This window comes from Pseudomonas sp. D8002 (assembly GCF_013385695.1).
GTDB lineage: Bacteria > Pseudomonadota > Gammaproteobacteria > Pseudomonadales > Pseudomonadaceae > Aquipseudomonas.
Map to the genome: position 1 here is coordinate 1 of NZ_JACAPM010000038.1, position 16,209 is coordinate 16,209.

At 51.3% G+C, this 16,209-nt stretch carries 12 protein-coding genes and 1 pseudogene; 8 read left to right on the forward strand and 5 right to left on the reverse strand.

What is annotated here, in order from left to right; genetic code table 11:
- Positions 1 to 645, forward strand: a 645-nt coding sequence (locus HX807_RS22590; RefSeq protein ID WP_177051087.1) for an MFS transporter, incomplete at its 5' end; no start/stop codon positions are given.
- On the opposite strand, the gene HX807_RS22595 is transcribed toward HX807_RS22590, so the two are convergent.
- Positions 635 to 1,540: a LysR substrate-binding domain-containing protein gene (locus HX807_RS22595; protein ID WP_177051095.1), complete on the reverse strand. Its 906-nt coding sequence runs from the start codon at positions 1,538 to 1,540 to the stop codon at positions 635 to 637. The genes HX807_RS22590 and HX807_RS22595 overlap by 11 nt on opposite strands.
- A 130-nt stretch (positions 1,541 to 1,670) precedes the next feature.
- Between HX807_RS22595 and HX807_RS22600 the strand changes: the two genes are divergently transcribed.
- Genes HX807_RS22600 through leuD form a run of 7 tightly spaced genes read left to right on the forward strand, consistent with a single transcriptional unit; the run spans position 1,671 to position 8,982 of the window.
- Positions 1,671 to 2,531 (forward strand): dioxygenase, encoded by an 861-nt coding sequence (locus HX807_RS22600; RefSeq protein ID WP_177051097.1) that lies wholly within the window; start codon positions 1,671 to 1,673, stop codon positions 2,529 to 2,531.
- Positions 2,532 to 2,546: 15 nt separating this feature from the next.
- On the forward strand, positions 2,547 to 3,350 hold the full coding sequence (locus HX807_RS22605) for a citryl-CoA lyase (protein ID WP_177051099.1): 804 nt from the start codon (positions 2,547 to 2,549) through the stop codon (positions 3,348 to 3,350).
- 46 nt (positions 3,351 to 3,396) lie between these two features.
- On the forward strand, positions 3,397 to 5,004 hold the full coding sequence (locus tag HX807_RS22610; protein WP_177051101.1) for a bifunctional 3-(3-hydroxy-phenyl)propionate/3-hydroxycinnamic acid hydroxylase: 1,608 nt from the start codon (positions 3,397 to 3,399) through the stop codon (positions 5,002 to 5,004).
- A 28-nt stretch (positions 5,005 to 5,032) separates the two neighbouring features.
- Entirely contained in the window at positions 5,033 to 6,172 is a 1,140-nt protein-coding gene (locus HX807_RS22615; RefSeq protein WP_177051103.1) for a CaiB/BaiF CoA-transferase family protein, read from the forward strand.
- A gap of 4 nt (positions 6,173 to 6,176) precedes the next feature.
- Positions 6,177 to 6,947, forward strand: a complete 771-nt coding sequence (locus HX807_RS22620; RefSeq protein WP_177051105.1) for a hydroxypyruvate isomerase family protein — start codon at positions 6,177 to 6,179, stop codon at positions 6,945 to 6,947.
- Positions 6,937 to 8,340 carry a 3-isopropylmalate dehydratase large subunit gene (gene leuC, locus HX807_RS22625; protein ID WP_371316491.1) on the forward strand — a complete coding sequence of 468 codons (1,404 nt, stop codon included), beginning with the start codon at positions 6,937 to 6,939 and terminating at the stop codon, positions 8,338 to 8,340. Before HX807_RS22620 ends, leuC begins: the two co-directional genes overlap by 11 nt.
- A complete protein-coding gene (gene leuD / locus HX807_RS22630) occupies positions 8,341 to 8,982 on the forward strand; it encodes a 3-isopropylmalate dehydratase small subunit (protein ID WP_177051109.1) in 642 nt (213 codons plus the stop codon).
- Positions 8,983 to 10,525: 1,543 nt separating this feature from the next.
- Here the strand turns inward: leuD and HX807_RS22640 are convergent.
- From HX807_RS22640 to HX807_RS22655, 4 genes and pseudogenes are all read right to left on the reverse strand, one after another.
- On the reverse strand, positions 10,526 to 11,437 hold the full coding sequence (locus tag HX807_RS22640; RefSeq protein ID WP_177051113.1) for a DAPG hydrolase family protein: 912 nt from the start codon (positions 11,435 to 11,437) through the stop codon (positions 10,526 to 10,528).
- 88 nt (positions 11,438 to 11,525) lie between these two features.
- Positions 11,526 to 12,020, reverse strand: a pseudogene (locus HX807_RS32015) (methyl-accepting chemotaxis protein); the annotation flags it as partial.
- 810 nt (positions 12,021 to 12,830) lie between these two features.
- The gene (locus HX807_RS22650; protein WP_177051117.1) at positions 12,831 to 14,606 is read right to left on the reverse strand and encodes a CocE/NonD family hydrolase; all 1,776 of its coding nucleotides are present in this window, start codon (positions 14,604 to 14,606) and stop codon (positions 12,831 to 12,833) included.
- A 105-nt stretch (positions 14,607 to 14,711) separates the two neighbouring features.
- Positions 14,712 to 15,842, reverse strand: a complete 1,131-nt coding sequence (locus HX807_RS22655; protein ID WP_177051119.1) for an OmpP1/FadL family transporter — start codon at positions 15,840 to 15,842, stop codon at positions 14,712 to 14,714.
- Positions 15,843 to 16,209 lie beyond the last annotated feature (367 nt).

The following is a 16,209-nucleotide window of genomic DNA, read 5'->3' on the forward strand; positions in this document are numbered from 1 at the left end:
GGTGTGTTCGCCGGCCGCTTACGCTGGAAAGACGTTATTAAATATCGAAATGTAATAGTTAATATCTTTAGCATGTTTTGCATCCTGACCTGCTTGTTTGTAGTTAGCGCGATGATACCAAACTACCTAACCGACTACCTAAAGCTAGATGTACAGTCGATGGGACTCGTAATGTCCGCTATTGGTCTCGGAGGCTTTGCTGGTCAATTGATCCTTCCTGGGCTGTCTGACAAATTAGGGCGCAAAACAGTGCTTCTTGCCTCTTACATCGGCACGGGCGTGTTTCTGACCCTACTGATCAAAATGGGGCCAAATCCGCTCCCATTGTTCACAGCGCTGTTCTTCTCCACGTTTTTTAATTTCAGTCTTACCTGCCTCACGGTTGGCCCACTGACAAACGAAGCGGTCCCCCCCCATTTGGCAGCCACGGCGGTAGGTGTAGTTGTAGGCCTAGGTGAGATCTTTGGCGGTGGCGTCGCCCCTGCTCTAGCAGGCTACATCGCCCAGCACCACGGGATCCAATATACCCTGTATCTCGCCATGGGTGGACTGATTCTGGGGTTCTTCATAGCATTGTTCCTGAAAGAGACTGCCCCGCTTAAAGCCAACTCAAAAACTAGTTCACAGCCTACCATCAAGGTGTGATTTCGATGCTGCAGCCGCCGGCTTCGGTGGCTTTCCGGACGACGCTGGCGAACTGTTTAATCGCCGCGTCATCCGTCCCTCCTTTCTTCCAAAGCAATCCCGGCGTTCGGATTGGTGTTGGGTTCTCAAGCGCAATGACACTCAAACCAGAACGTGAACCGATTGCTGTTTCAGCAACGATACAAGCCAGATCCGTATGGCGTGCCAGCTCAAGCATTGGTAGCAAGGTATTCATTTCGACTGCAACGACCGGCTCCGCTCCAGAAGAGCGGAAGCACTCATCCAACTGCCGACGCGTCATGAAATGACGTGGAAGCAAAGTCATACGCAAGTTGTGCAGCTCGATCATGCGTACACTCTTACGCTTGGCAAGCGGGTGATCAGTGCTAACTACAAGCTTTAATTCTTCGTTGTAGAGCGGTTCGAACCAAAGATCGTGTCCGTCTGTGGGCCGATATGCGATGCCTAAATCCAATTCGTTACGCTCCAGACGCTCTATGATGAGATCCTGCGCAAGCTCCTCTGCTGAAACGCTTACATCAGGGTTACGTGAGAGGAAGCTGGCTATACAGGCCGGTACCAAACGAATGTTGAAGCTATATGTCGCTCCGATACGGATATGGCCACTGGCAGAACCTGGCGTACGGGTGATGGCATGAATGGCGACATCAATTTGCTTGAGGGCCGGTAGAACCTGGGAAAGCAACCGGTCACCAGCTTCGGTTATCGATACTTTCTTTCCGATGCGATCAAAGAGCCGGACACCGACCTCCTCCTCGAGCTGTCGGATCTGATGCGACAAGGTTGATTGAGTAACGTGGGTGCGCTCTGCGGCCCGCGTGAAATGCAGGGTTTCAGCCAGTGCAGCAAAGTATCTCAGGTGACGTAGCTCCATGACCAGCCTCAGTGATAGCATCGATTATTTTTATTCAAAATAATCACTTCTCTCTGTTAAGTCCAGGCCGTAACCTTCGCTGAGGTGCTGAAATTCTGCCTACGTAAATAACAAGAGAAGGAAGACCTCCATGGCCCAGTTCGACTGTGCGGCGCACTTGCGCGACGTGCTCAATAGCTTTGGTAGCTGCGATGAGCCCCGCTTCAAGCAAATCATGACTTCGGTCGTCCGCCATCTGCACGCCTGCGTAACGGAGCTGCAGCTCACTCCCGAAGAATGGTTTTCAGCCATCTGCTTTTTGACATCCACCGGACAGATCTGCACCGACAAACGTCAGGAATTCATCCTGCTTTCAGACTTGCTTGGCGTCTCCACACTAACCATCGGTATCAACCAGCATCGTGGTGACGACTGCCTCGAAGAAACGGTCGAGGGCCCCTACTACTGGCAAGGTGCGCCTGAGCTGCCTGAGGGTGCGGACATTTCCAATGGCGTGGCTGGCTTGAAGACTTACTATTACGGCTATGTCATCGATGACGCTGGCAATCCAATCGCCAATGCACTGCTGGATGTTTGGTCCGGCGACGGTGAAGGCAACTATGACATGCAGATACCTGGGCAGACAAAAATGCTCGCTCGAGGCAAATTCCTTACTGATAAGAACGGCAGATATAGCTTTTGGTCGATTAGACCCAATTATTACCCCATTCCTCAGGATGGTCCAGCTGGACTAATGCAAGCGAAGTTGGGCCGTCATCCCAATCGTCCAGGTCATATTCATTTCAAGCTCAGCGCTGACGGTTACCACCCGGTAAATACTCAACTTTTTGTCGCGAACAGCCCCTACCTCGACTCGGACTGCGTGTTCGGCGTGAAGCGCAGCCTGATTGTTGACTTCATCGAGCATCCGGCTGGTATCGCGCCCGACGGCACCAATGTGGCCCATATCTATTACACCGTGCCTTTCGACTTCCGCTTGACATCTGTCTGACCAGGAGACAAACCAATGAAAATCGGCAAAGAAACTATTCCTCGCAGTGCCATCTGCACATCCAACGAAGACACGATCGTGGTTCGGGGCTTGGACTTGTGTCAAGACGTAATTGGGCAGTTCAGCTTTAGCGAGTACTTCTTCCTTCTGCTGACTGGTAGTCGGCCGAGTAAAGCCACCCTAAAAGTGCTTGACGCGACCTTAGTTGCAATCACTGAACATGGGTTGGTACCAAGTGTACAAGCTGCGCGTATGACCCTCGCAGCATCTCCTGAAGCTGTACAAGGAGCAGTAGCCGCCGGCCTCCTCGGCTGCGGCTCTGTGATCCTTGGTGCGTCGGCGGATGCTGGTGCACTCCTTGATGAGATCAAGCAACTGATGGATAAAGATGTGAGTGTCGAGGATGCGGCTAGGGAAATTGTCACCGCTTACCGATTGGCTAAACGCCCTTTGCCTGGGTACGGCCACCCCTTACATAAAGAGCGAGACCCACGTGTTGCAGCATTGTTCAACACCGCTGAACAAGCCGGCTCAGATCTCACTTTCGTGAAAATTGCCGAAGTAGTCGAATCGGTCATTCCTTCGATAGTCGGCAAGGAACTGCGATTGAACGTATCGGCAGCAATTCCAGCTGTGCTTCTGGGTGCTGGATTCCCCCTGAAAGCACTGCGCGGGGTACCCATTTTGGCACGCAGCGCAGGTCTAATTGCGCATTTGCACGAAGAGCAAACCTCTGCGCCTATCGGGTTCGCGCTTTCCTATCAAGCTACCCGTGAGTACCAGTACACCGGTGATGCTCCGGACGGATTCAAGTTATAGCGCTTACACGACCTCCCTGGCAACAACTACAAAAATGGGCCAAGTCATGAAACATCTGATGACCGATGTAATTCTAATCGGATACGGACCAGTAAGCCGCGTCCTCTGTGCTCTCCTGGGCGAACAAGGGCACCACGTGACCGTTCTGGAACGCCACCCCTATGCCTATCCTCTGCCTCGTGCGGTGTGCATGGACCATGAGATTCACCGTGCCTTGCATGCCCACTATTGCTTAGCTAATTTCGACAGCTTTGCCGCGCCCTCACCTCGCTACCAGTGGATGAATCAGCATTGGGAAACACTCATCGACATCGACTGGACAGTAGACTCGATTTCCGGAGGACCTCAAGCATATTTCTTCCATCAGCCGTCCCTGGAGAAGGCGCTCGATTCTAGGGTGCGCAGTTTCTCGAATGTCTCCGTAATGCTAGAGCATGAAGCAAAGACCTTCAGCCAAACCACTGACGGCGTATCCGTAACTGCCGTCAATACTCCGACAGGCGAAGAGATGCTGATCACTGGTCGTTACCTTATTGGCGCTGACGGAGCGAACAGCGCAGTTCGCAATGCCCTTGGGATAGCCTGGGAAGATCGGGGTTTCCAGGCCGACTGGCTGGTGGTGGACGTTCAGCTAAATTCCGGAGTGGAGCTCGATATCCCTGCCGCAGGCCAACATTGCAATCCAGAACGCCCAACCACTTTCGTTCCTGGCGGCTTGGTTAATGGGCGCCCGTTACGTCGCTGGGAAATCATGCGGCTACCGCATGAGACACGTGAGCAGCTGGATGATACTGACTATGTCTGGGGCTTACTCAATCGCTGGGTACAACGTGATCAAGCGACACTTCTTCGACATGCGGTGTACACGTTCCGCTCTTTGGTCGCCCAACAGTGGCGTGACAACAACATCTTTTTAGTTGGTGATGCTGCTCATACAATGCCGCCGTTCATGGGCCAAGGCATGTGCTCTGGTATTCGCGATGCGCTGAACTTGGGGTGGCGACTAAATATGGTCTTGCAAAATAAAGCCAGTGAGGAGCTGCTAGATCACTATGAAATCGAACGCAAGTCGCACATTACCGAGGTGATCGATGCTTCGGTTTATCTAGGCGAAATTGTCTGTGTTGCCGATCCAATCAAAGCAGCAGCACGAGATAAAGCCTTCGTCGAAGGAACCCATCCACCAATGGCGCCGTTCCCTCATTTGCGAGAAGGCACCCTGGGCGGCGGCAACGAGGCACTCCTCGGCCGACTGGCACCACACTGCACCGTGCATCGTGGAAAAGAGACAGGCTCGATGGATCAATTGGTGGGCGGCGGCTTCTCGCTCCTCGTTCGCGAGAAGTCGATTCTCGCCGCGCTATCAGCCGAGCATCGCAAGTTCCTGGAGAGTATCAATGCGAAGGTCGCATATTTGGCGGCAGCAAATGAAACGACAGATCCCCACGCCATTTTTGACCCCAGTGACAAGCTACCCGGCTACTTCGCCGAGCATGGTCTAGACGCCATACTCGTTCGACCGGATTTCTACATTTTCGCAACAGCAGCATCGCCTGATGACCTTGGTCGCATGGTCTCCTCTTTGAGAGATGTCTTTTCGCCCCCGACCGTCGTTCTCCAAACCGGCTGCTCAGGCCTTCGCGCTGCCATTTGATCGTTCAGAAATTTTTCAGGAGCCAGCTATGGCCAAAGTTCTTTCCGGTATCCGCGTTATCGAACAAGGTACCTTCATCACCGGGCCTAACGCCGGCATGCTTCTCGCAGATCTGGGCGCCGAGGTCATCAAGATCGAACAGCCAGGTAGCGGTGACCCATTCCGGGCTTTTCAGGGCGAGCTCTATAGCCCGCACTTTCAGACCTATAATCGCAACAAGCGCAGCGTGACGCTCAACACCAAGCTACCGGAAGACCTAGCAGTTTTTGATCAGCTCATCACAGACGCTGACATCTACATTCAAAACTTCCGGCCCGGCGCTGCAGATCGTCTGGGCGCAGGCGAAAAGCGTTTGCGCGAACTCAACCCGCGGCTTATCTACTGCGCCATCAGTGGGTTTGGGCAGGACGGTCCAGCGTCGACAAGACCTGCATACGATACAGTTGCTCAGGCCGCTAGTGGTTTCCTCAATTTGCTGATCAATCCAGCAAACCCAAGGGTAGTCGGCCCGGCGCTGGCTGACGCACTCACCGGATTCTATGCAGCCTACGGGATCCTAGGTGCACTGCATGAGCGCAATCAGACAGGCTTGGGTAAGACGGTTGAGGTATCGATGCTTGAATCGATGTGCCACTTCAATCTCGACGCCTTCACTCACTATTTCGCAGAAAACGAGATCATGGGGCCATACAGCCGGCCAAGTGTCTCCCAGTCTTACGTACTCAAGTGCGCTGATGAAAAATGGATCGCGCTGCACATGTCTTCGCCCGAGAAGTTCTGGCAAGGACTGGCCAATGCCATTGATCGTCCGAACCTGTTCGAAGACGCGCGTTTCTGTAACCGCACTCAGCGCATTAAAAACCAAGAGCTGCTTATCGAACTGCTAGGTGCAGAGTTTGCCAGGCAGACACGAACCGAGTGGTGCCGCCGCCTTGAGTTTGAAGATGTGCCTCATGCACCCATGTACGACACTAGCGAAGCTTTGCTAGACCCGCAAGCTCAGCATTTACAACTCGAAATCAGCGCGCCGCATCCGCATAAGGGAACTTGGCGCACTGTTCGTTCCCCCATTAGCTTTGACGGAGAGCGCTCCTTGGAAGTAACCGCGCCTCCGCTCCTGGGTGAGTACGATGCTGAGTTACGTAACCGCTACCAAGCCAAGGTATGAGAGCATGCTCAAGTTCGCAGCTAACCTCTCGCTAATGTTTAACGAACTGCCATTCCAAGACCGCTTTGCCGCGGCCCGTGAGGCGGGTTTTTTGGCAGTGGAGTTCTTTCCACCCTCAGGGATAGCTATTGAGCGTGTAGCAGCATTGTTGGAGAGTCACGGCCTCACCCAGGCATTGGCCAACATGCCTCTAGTTGATCGCAGTAAAGGATTCGCGGCTCTCCCAGGTCAGAGCATACGCTTCAAGGCCCACTTCGAACAAGCACTCGATTGGGCTCTAGCAGTCAATGCCCCACTCCTTCATATAACTTGCGGGTGCGTCGAGCCAGCCGATCTTCACTTAGCAAGTCTGGCATTTCAGGAAAATTTGGAATGGTCTCTACAGCGCGCTGAAGGCCGTATCGAACTTGTCATTGAGGCCATAAACCAGACAGCGGTACCTGGTTACTTCATTCAGTCACTGGCAGACGCTCAGCGTTGGACGCAGACAGTGCCAGGCTTGACCTTGATCATGGATGTTTACCACGCTGCCATGGAAGGCCTCGACGTGGTAGACGCAATCCACCGTTATCTTCCTTATGCAGGTCATGTGCAGGTCGCAGGCTGGCCTGGCCGACATGAGCCCAACGTGGGCGATTTGCCTTGGCAGGGCATCCAGGATGCATTAGTAAAGGAAACATACTTGGGCTGGATCGGTTGCGAATACATCCCTGTTGGAGCAACTCTTGAAGGCTTGGGTTGGCTCCGTGACGCTTCCCTGGTGAATCATGGCTAAGACCCTATACGATAAGCTCTGGGAAAGCCACCTGGTTCCCGCTGCATCCAGCCAGCCCTTGCTCTACATCGACCGACACCTGATTAACGAAGTAACCAGCCCGCAAGCTTTCGAAGGTTTGCGGCAAGGTGCTCGGCAGCCCTGGAGAGCAGGGAGCATCATCGCGACTGCTGACCACAACACTCCCACCCGGGGCAGCGGTCCGATTCAAGATGAGTTGGCTCGCGAACAAGTGGACACCCTTGATGACAACATAAGGTCCAGTGGTGCAATGGCCTACTTCCCGTACCGAGCGCCTCAACAAGGTATCGTGCATGTTGTCGCCCCCGAACTGGGTGCTACACAACCTGGAATGACCATAGTTTGCGGTGACTCGCACACCTCGACTCATGGCGCATTTGCTGCGTTGGCATTTGGTATCGGCACCTCTGATGTTGAGCACGTGCTCGCTACGCAGACGCTACCGATGAAGAAGTCAAAAAACTATGCCATTAACATAAATGGAGAGCTTGTTCCGGGTGCCTATGCCAAGGATCTAGCGCTCACAATCATCGGTAAACTTAGCACGTCGGGGGCCACGGATCACGTTCTGGAATATCGTGGAACAACAATCGATCACCTATCGATGGAACAACGCATGACCCTTTGCAATATGTCGATTGAAGCTGGAGCTCGTGCCGGCATGATTGGTGTTGATGACGTAACGATCGAGTACCTCAGGGGACGGCCCTATGCACCGGCCGTTCAGTACCGTGCACAGGCAGAAACCTATTGGCGCTCCCTCCGTTCTGATCCTCACGCGGTCTATGATCGAGAGCTAATCATAGATGCGAGTCAGGTAGTCCCTACTGTAACTTGGGGTACCTCGCCGGACATGCAGAGCGGGATCGATGGCAAAGTACCTGACCCTGAGCTTGAGGCTGATCTTATTAAGCGTCAGGCTATGATCCGCGCTCTGCGCTACATGAATTTGATGCCAGGCACACGGATGCGAGACATCAATGTGGACAAGGTATTCATCGGCTCCTGTACGAACGCACGCCTCGAAGATCTCCGTGTCGCCGCACGCTTGGTAGAAGGCAGGAAGCTCGCAAAAAATGTCGTGCAAGCACTAGTTGTTCCAGGATCAGGTACAGTGAGGCAGCAAGCCGAGACCGAAGGCCTGCATGAAATTTTTCTTGCAGCTGGATTCGAATGGCGCGCACCAGGCTGCTCGATGTGCCTAGGTATGAACGAAGACAGGCTCAATCCTGGTGAGCGCTGCGCCTCGACTTCCAATCGCAACTTCGAAGGTCGTCAGGGGATGGGAGGGCGCAGTCATTTGATGAGCCCTGCAATGGCAGCTCTGGCAGCAATCAGTGGCCACTTGGCCGATGCAAGGGAGTACTGCTAAGTGGACCCAGTAAATGAAGTCAAAGGCATTGCGGCTTTCTTAGATCGCAATAACGTTGACACTGACGCGATCTTACCAAAACAGTTCATGAAGTCGATCAAGCGCAGTGGCTACGGCCCATTTTTGTTTGATGAATGGCGCTATCTAGACAAAGGTGAGCTTGGCATAGACTGCTCTACTCGCCCACTGAACCCAGAGTTTGAGCTCAACCAACCTCAAGCCGCGGGCGCAAGCATCTTGATTACCAGAAACAACTTCGGCTGCGGCTCTTCTCGTGAACATGCACCTTGGGCTCTTAAGGAATATGGGTTCAGTGCAATTGTTGCTGAGAGTTTCGCAGAGATATTTCGGAGTAACTGTCTTAAGAACGGCTTGCTGCCCATCACCTTACCAAAACAATATCTAGATGAGTTATTCAGCCGCGCCTTATCGCGCACTGCTGTCAGGATTGTCCTGAAATCGCAGACGCTGAGTGCTGACGGGCTCGAGTTTAGCTTTTGGTTCGACCCAATTGAAAAGAAGAAACTTCTACTTGGGCTAGATGATATAGCGTTGACTCTCCAGCATGCCGAGCAAATCCGTGCTTTTGAAGCTCATCGTTTTGAACTATTGCCTTGGCTACAAGACCCTCCAGTACGATAAGCGATTGGCGAGTTATATGGTTGCTGCAACACAGATTCGTAAATGCGAAACTACCGGATACGGCTCCTGAGAGTCGCCCCTAGTTTCGTAAACACCTCAATGCCTCATAATGAAGCCCACCAGGAGGTGCCATGACCAGCGCCTGGTCTCTCCCGAAACTGGTGGACAAGTGGTTAAGAGCTACTGCTCGCATTTAGCCGATCAAACTCCATAGAACTGAGATAGCCCAACGTCGAATGGCGACGACGGTGATCTTAAGAGCTGATGCAGTAGAACAGGTCGGCTTTGGCCTCTTGGTATTTGGTGTACCGAGTCACATACACCCGCTCAGCCTTCAGCGAGCGGAAGAAGCTTATCATCGCGGCGTTGTCCCAGCAGTTCCCCGGAGGTGGGTGGCTGGGCACGATTCGATGTCGCCGAAGCAAGGACTGGTAGCCGTGCGCCCAGTATTGGCTGCCATGATCCGAGTACAGTAGTAATTGTTCTTTCGGCTGTCGGCATGCAACGGCCCTATTCAGAGTAGAATACATCAGAGCTGATCGCCCAACCAACGACAGCGCGTGAATGGAGATCGAGTACACCGGCCAGATACAGCCAGCCTTGGGCGGTACGCACATAGGTCATCTCCGAGACCCTGTTCCGATTGGCGCGATCCGAGGCGAACTGGCGATCTAGCGGGTTCGGGTAATCGGTAGAGCATTACGACCGCTGGAAACCAGTCGCCAACGCTTGTGCGAACAAACACGCAGAACAGCTTCGCGCATCAGTCGATGCGACTCTGCGTCGGACCACACACATGCCCCAAGGCCGCAAACTCGGCCTTGATTCGCCGCGCTGGCCTAGATCCCATTCACCTCGTGGTGGGTGATGCGATCTCTTTGCTCAGACGCCGATTCGCCTTCTCTCTCGCCTAGGGAGGCCGCTGCTGCAGGCATAGAAACCGCTGCGGGATATCTGCAGCAGCCGGCACATCGGTGCTACGGGATAGCGACCGGCCAACGCCTCGATGTCGCCAAACTTCACTTAGTGGGGTTCGAGAAGATGGCGAGTGCCTTTTCTAGTACATCGCGCGCCATGGTGACCTACGCCAACTGCTGGCGTAAGCGACGAAGCGCCGCCCTCTCGCCCCGGTGCTTGCCGTTGCCCGGAAAGGCATCGTCAGCTTGCGGCTCATACTGGCGCATCCATTTGCCCACAGGCTTTCAGCAATGCCCACAGCGTCTCGGCTACATGACGAAGCGGCGTACCAGCAGCACCTGATATACCGCCTCGCGATTGAAGGATTCGGGAAAACGTCTTCTGGTATGGATCATGAACACTCCTTGCCGTAGATATGATCCACCTTAAGTCAGTGTCCACTCAGCCCGGGACAGACCACTCCCCCCGGAACAGGCCGGACTGAAAAGCTGAAGATAGCCGATTTGGATGGTGGCGCTCTCTTGAATGCTAAGCTCGGGATACATCTTAGAACAGGGCCTTATCAGAAGGGGCATGTGTTGCATCCCGTTTTACCGGCCGACATGCCCATCTTGAAGAATAATTATCAAGGCAAGTCCTTGAACTCTTCGCGCAATTGCGGAAGGAAACGAGCCAGATGGTTCATTTCTTGCGCACAGTGCATAAGCATAACGGGACCAAAATGGTCAGCCTTAACGCCCCCAAAGCGGCGCAAGATCGGCTCAACCACCCCCCCAAGCGGTGTTGTTAACAAGCGCCCTGCCCCACCACCGGCAATGGACGCAGATGGTAATCTCAAAACCTCAAGGTCATTCACGAAGAAGCGGGAGCGCATCTCACATCCGTTTGAGGTTGGCCGGATTTGATGAATCAACCAAGCAAAGCTGATCGGAGAGGTGCTAAATCCGCCACGAGCAACGATTGTTGTGCAGCCGGGTTTGGCCTCGAGAAAACCAACAGCCCGTGGGTCAAGAAAGCGCACGGACAAAGGGCTACTATCAGGGCCGAGATACTCATCCACGTATGAAACATTTCCCACATATCGCTGCCTATCGGTGAGACTACGATCAGAACGGCGATCCTGCCCGACGGCAGAATAGAAATGGGCACCGGGATGCCACAGCTTATAACGTGCCGTTTCTACTCCGTGCCACCCGAACCACCAATCCCAGTCCTCAGCACAGACGCCTGGCATATCTGTCAAAACTGAGACGAGTATCTTGCCGTCTGGCAGTTGCGCATACCCTGTCTCCATTGCCTCGTAGCCGGGACGAGACATGCGTACCGCTGCTTCATCGATTTGATATGCGAACTCATCAGGTTGGCGACCAACTGCAATGGCCTCAATCACATGCGGTTGAACTTTAGCAACTTGTTCTGTAAAATAATTGGCGTAGGGCTTAGAACAATCACTCTCCCGATAACCAAGGTAGCGTGGTTCAGTTTGATATGACGCGGGCGCTGGAGCAAAGTCGCTTTTTGAAAGTTTATATTTCACCGCACAATCCTCTCAACTGTAAGCTTAAGCAAAATTAAAATGTCCATGTCCATGACCAAAAGTATGATCTCCGATAACTAAATTGAGGTTAAACCTTAAAGCTAGACACGTTACTTTCCAGGGTATCAGCCACAAATTCTATTTTACTGCTGTAAACATCGTTATCAACAGCCGCCTCAGAAACTTTATGCCCTTGCTGTGCGACCCGATTGATAGAAAAACCGAGTTCACCCACAACGTCTTTTTGCTGCGCTGACGCCGAGGCGATCTGTGAATTCATGTCACCAATTAATTGGATAGCTGAATTTATCCTATCAATTGACACCATCGAATCATGCGCCCGCTCCATACTCATGCGAGATAGGGTTTTAGAGGCCACCATTACTTCAACTGCCTTGCCGGCGCCACTATGCAAGCGTTCCATCATATTTGAGATTTCATTTGTAGAGTTCTGAGTACGCTTAGCAAGGTTGCGAACCTCATCTGCAACCACTGCGAATCCGCGCCCAGACTCCCCTGCTCTTGCGGCCTCAATTGCAGCATTTAGCGCCAGGAGATTTGTTTGCTCTGCGATACCCTCAATTTCCTTTAAAACAGCAGAAATTGAACTAATTTCTTTACCCAAAACAGTGACAACATCGCAGGCAAGTGACAGCTCCCCTGAAAGACTTTTCACAGCATCGCATGATTCAATAACAGTCTTAAGCGCGTCCCCGACGCCGCGAACCCCGTCTGCTGAAGCCTCTGCCGCTAGTCTAGCGCTAACGGCCACCTCTTCGGCAGACGCTTCTAACTCCGACACAGACGAAGCGATACTATCAATTTCGATCTGCTGATTGTCTATGCTTTCTCTTGTAAAGTTTGAATTTCTCTTAAGGGCTAATACGCTGCTTTTCAGTTCACCAACTCCGCCTTGCCCCCCCGATACCAACTCATGGATTCGACGTACCAAGTCATTAAACCTTTCAGCCAAATCACCTGCCGCGCCCTTGCAGGAATTATCAAGCCTGAGTGTAAGGTCTACCTTAGCGCCAGCCACATTTTTCAACGCTTCAACGATATCCACAAATGGAGCCAACAAAAAATACTTGCAAACATAAAAAGACACAACAACAACCAGAACAAAACAAGCACAGAAAACCAACAATGTCGAGAAAGTCATTTCTGAGAACATCTATTCCCTCGCACCAGTTCGAAATATAAATAAATATCAATAAGTGCCATAAATAGAAAGTCAAAAACAGCAGTAAGAACGTCCAACAGCACACTATCGAAAAAGCAAGAGGCCTCCTCAGCCCCTCAATGTCTAGGCAGTTAACCCTTACCGAAGGATATCTGAGGAAACCACAACTAACCAATTAGAGGACAACGGTAGCGATACTTAAAATTCCAGTCAGCGCTCTACGATAGGGAGTGTCAAGACCGAATTAAATTCGCCACCAGTGTGTATCACGTGCTTGCCGACGTTAATTGACTCTGGGTAATCAACAGCTGGGAACCATTGCCCGCGCCTCTCATAACCCATAACACTCAGTCGGAGCGTATCTCCAGCACTCCACTTCATGCTGGTGGGCAAAATTGAAATATCTACAGGAACAACTTGACCGCGCGCTAGCTTCTGCTCAGAGTTAAACTTGTAAACCGGTAAATTTTCTTTGGAATTCACACCATCCAACTCTCGCCGAGATACCCGCAAGCGCCCATTGGGACCATTAAATATAGAGAAACCGTATTTAAAAATCCCTTTGCGATGCAAAAAACCAATCAAAGCAACCAAAGGCTTGAATGGAGGAGGCATGATAGATCGGAACAGCGGTTTTCGACGACGCACCTTTTCAACAACCACGTAGATGTCCATGTCATCTGCGTCGTCGCTATGCACCCACAAACGCAATGCGGGATACCCAGAAATCTCTGTGTCTTTAGTGAACTTAACTTCAAATTCTACTTTCCCTTTTCGGTCATCAGACTGATAGCTGACTTCCGAAGAACAAGCCACAGGATCATTAACCAATTTTCGAGCTCGGCCATCTAGATAGAACGATCTAAGAGTGGCACCTTTCGGAGGAAAGGTATCTTCTGGGCGATCAACAACATCTTTCCCACCAAGATCCAATACCGCCATTCTAACACGCGCGGTTTTTTCCCAGTCGTTCTTATTACCTTTGAGATAGCGATCAAAGAAGCGACGCATATCTTCAACATATGCAGGCGTATAAAAATCCGGCCACTCCATCGTATTATGGATACGAAGCCATGAAAGAGCGGGATCTAATTTTCTATACGCTGCAAAGGTGCCCTTACAATGCAGTTGATTTGTATAACTAGCAACCACATATGCTGGAATATTTATATTCTCAATATCGGGTGCCTTGTCAGCCCAATATTCGTCGTAGAAAGGCCGCTCCTTAAGAGCTGCACACACATCCTCAATCATCCCATTGCCATAGCTGTGATCAATTACATCGGCATGAAAACTTGGAAAAGGAATACCCCCACTACAAATATTTTCATGGTAATGATTTGAGAGACCCTCCCATGGAGCAATTGCCTTCAAGTGCGGTGGTCGCACCGCTGCTGCAGCCCACTGAATCATCGCCAGTTGAGAATTCCCCGCCATCCCCACACTGCCATTACACCACGACTGGGCCGCAATCCACTCAATAGCATCATAAGCGTCATTAGCGCTAGAACTACCCTGGAAGTTGTGATCACCTTCTGAATGATCAGTTCCTCGCGCACAAACATACACAACACAATAGCCGTGATCACACCAATACGCAGGATCTGGTGCTTCAAATGATTGCAGACCAGACAGAGAGTCTAGGGGAATGCCTCCGTTAAACGGGAAACGACCTAAATGCCAATACCCACCCATTTTTCCATACGGGGTAAACGACATCACAACCGGTAGTTGCTGAACATCGCCCTCGGGTCGATAAATATTTGCTACGAGTTTAATTCCGTCCCGCATAGGCACGCTGACATCTTGGTCAAGAACAATACTGCAAGGCAGCCTCAACCCCTTTGCAACAAGTTGTTCACCTTTCGGGAACCGTTTGGTGCCTGGCGCAAAAGCCGGTGTGCGCGCCTCGGGCAATAGTGGACTTTTCATCTCAATATAAGGCACAGAGACACCAGGAAGAATATCAGCTCGTTTGACTTTCACAACCCACACCATTCATCTAATGATTACTGGAACTAGGGAGCCACATACTCACGCCAGCACTATCACTACAGGACAGAGTATGAACCCCCTATACGAAAGCTACTACTAGAAGCTCTTCGACACCCCAAACAATATATAGTTATAATCTACATCAAGCCGGGTTCCAGTGCTTGCACCAGAGCCTTCAAGCTTCTCAGGCAATTGTCGTTCATAACCTAACTGTAGGTCGTAACCGTCAGAAAGAGCATAGCTAAAACCAAGCGCAAAGCTCTTATTTGAGATACCTGGGCCACGAAAGAGTCCATCCGCGTACTCAGAGCGCGCAAATTTATCTGCGTGGCTATAGCCAGCGCGAAATACAAGTCGATCTGTAATATCTTGGGAAATGCCAATGCGATAAACAGTCATGTCCTCGTATCCGGACCCCCCTTTCGCATTAAGGAAGTCAACGTCACCCCAATAGATTCGCATCGCATCGGCGGCGATGGTAGTACCAGGTGCGACCTTGTAAGCAAAGCCGACACCAAGTTGCTCTGGCGCATCAAACCTACCATTTGAAGATGCAAATATATCGTTTTTATATCTTCCCCACTCTCCGGCCTTAGTGCGCGGGGTGTACATCATACCAAGGGATAATTGCTCAGTTGCTTCCCATAGAGCCCCTACGCGAAATCCGTAAGCAGTAGCCGAGTCAGAAGTATCTTTTTTCCCAGGAACACCATTAGTCTCAATTGACGTGTACATAATAGTCGGCGAGAAACCGACATAGAAAGACTCACCAAAACGTTTAGTAATGGTAGGTGCGATGGTTATCTGATTGAGAGTGTTACTGGACTTACTTAGACCGGGGATTGGAACGACCTGTTTCTCGTAGTCAGTAGCCATCCCGCTACCAAAAACTGATAAGCCGATTGTGACATCATCACTGAACTGGTAGTTTGCACCCATTTCAGGAATTGCCATCGTCATGTCTTCGATTTCATTATCATTCCCATGGAATGAGTTATCCGCGTCCCCATGGAATATACGCAAACCAAAGTCTACACGCGTACCGACCTTACCCATACCTGCCGGATTGTTAGCTGCGGCGATTGAATCAAGCGGAAGCGCAATCGACGCCCCCCCCATCATCGAGTTCTTTGTCCCATAACCAGACATAATGGTGCCATTACTCGCCATAACAGAAGCGGAAAGCAGAGACAGCGTAGATACCAAAGAAAACTTTGTTAGTTTCATAACTTTCACTCTTTAATTAGCAGCTCTAAGTTTATTAGCTTGCTAGCTACAAAGATTACGTCTGCGTCATACGCAGAACAAAAGATTTTTAGAGCAGCCATCTTGACTGTGACCAAGAGAGAAAGGTCTTGAATGTGATGAGGTGGGTTACTGGTCGAGTTGAACGAGACTCTGCACGCGAGATCATCGAGTTAGCTCCGATTTTTATTTTTGTTTTCTTATCCCGATCTGCGCATTGCGATCGAGGCGCGGTGTAGTCACACATAGGATACACATACACATGTGTATTTATGACGCGTGAAAAACGTTCTGTCAACAGAATTCATTGAGTTTTTTGGCGCCAAGCAAGAATCCGACAAAATGCAAT

Coding starts and splice junctions, on each gene's coding strand:
- HX807_RS22595 (WP_177051095.1), bottom strand. CDS start 1,540: ATGGAGCTACGTCACCTGAGATACTTTGCTGCACTGGCTGAAACCCTG.
- HX807_RS22600 (WP_177051097.1), top strand. CDS start 1,671: ATGGCCCAGTTCGACTGTGCGGCGCACTTGCGCGACGTGCTCAATAGC.
- HX807_RS22605 (WP_177051099.1), top strand. CDS start 2,547: ATGAAAATCGGCAAAGAAACTATTCCTCGCAGTGCCATCTGCACATCC.
- HX807_RS22610 (WP_177051101.1), top strand. CDS start 3,397: ATGAAACATCTGATGACCGATGTAATTCTAATCGGATACGGACCAGTA.
- HX807_RS22615 (WP_177051103.1), top strand. CDS start 5,033: ATGGCCAAAGTTCTTTCCGGTATCCGCGTTATCGAACAAGGTACCTTC.
- HX807_RS22620 (WP_177051105.1), top strand. CDS start 6,177: ATGCTCAAGTTCGCAGCTAACCTCTCGCTAATGTTTAACGAACTGCCA.
- HX807_RS22655 (WP_177051119.1), bottom strand. CDS start 15,842: ATGAAACTAACAAAGTTTTCTTTGGTATCTACGCTGTCTCTGCTTTCC.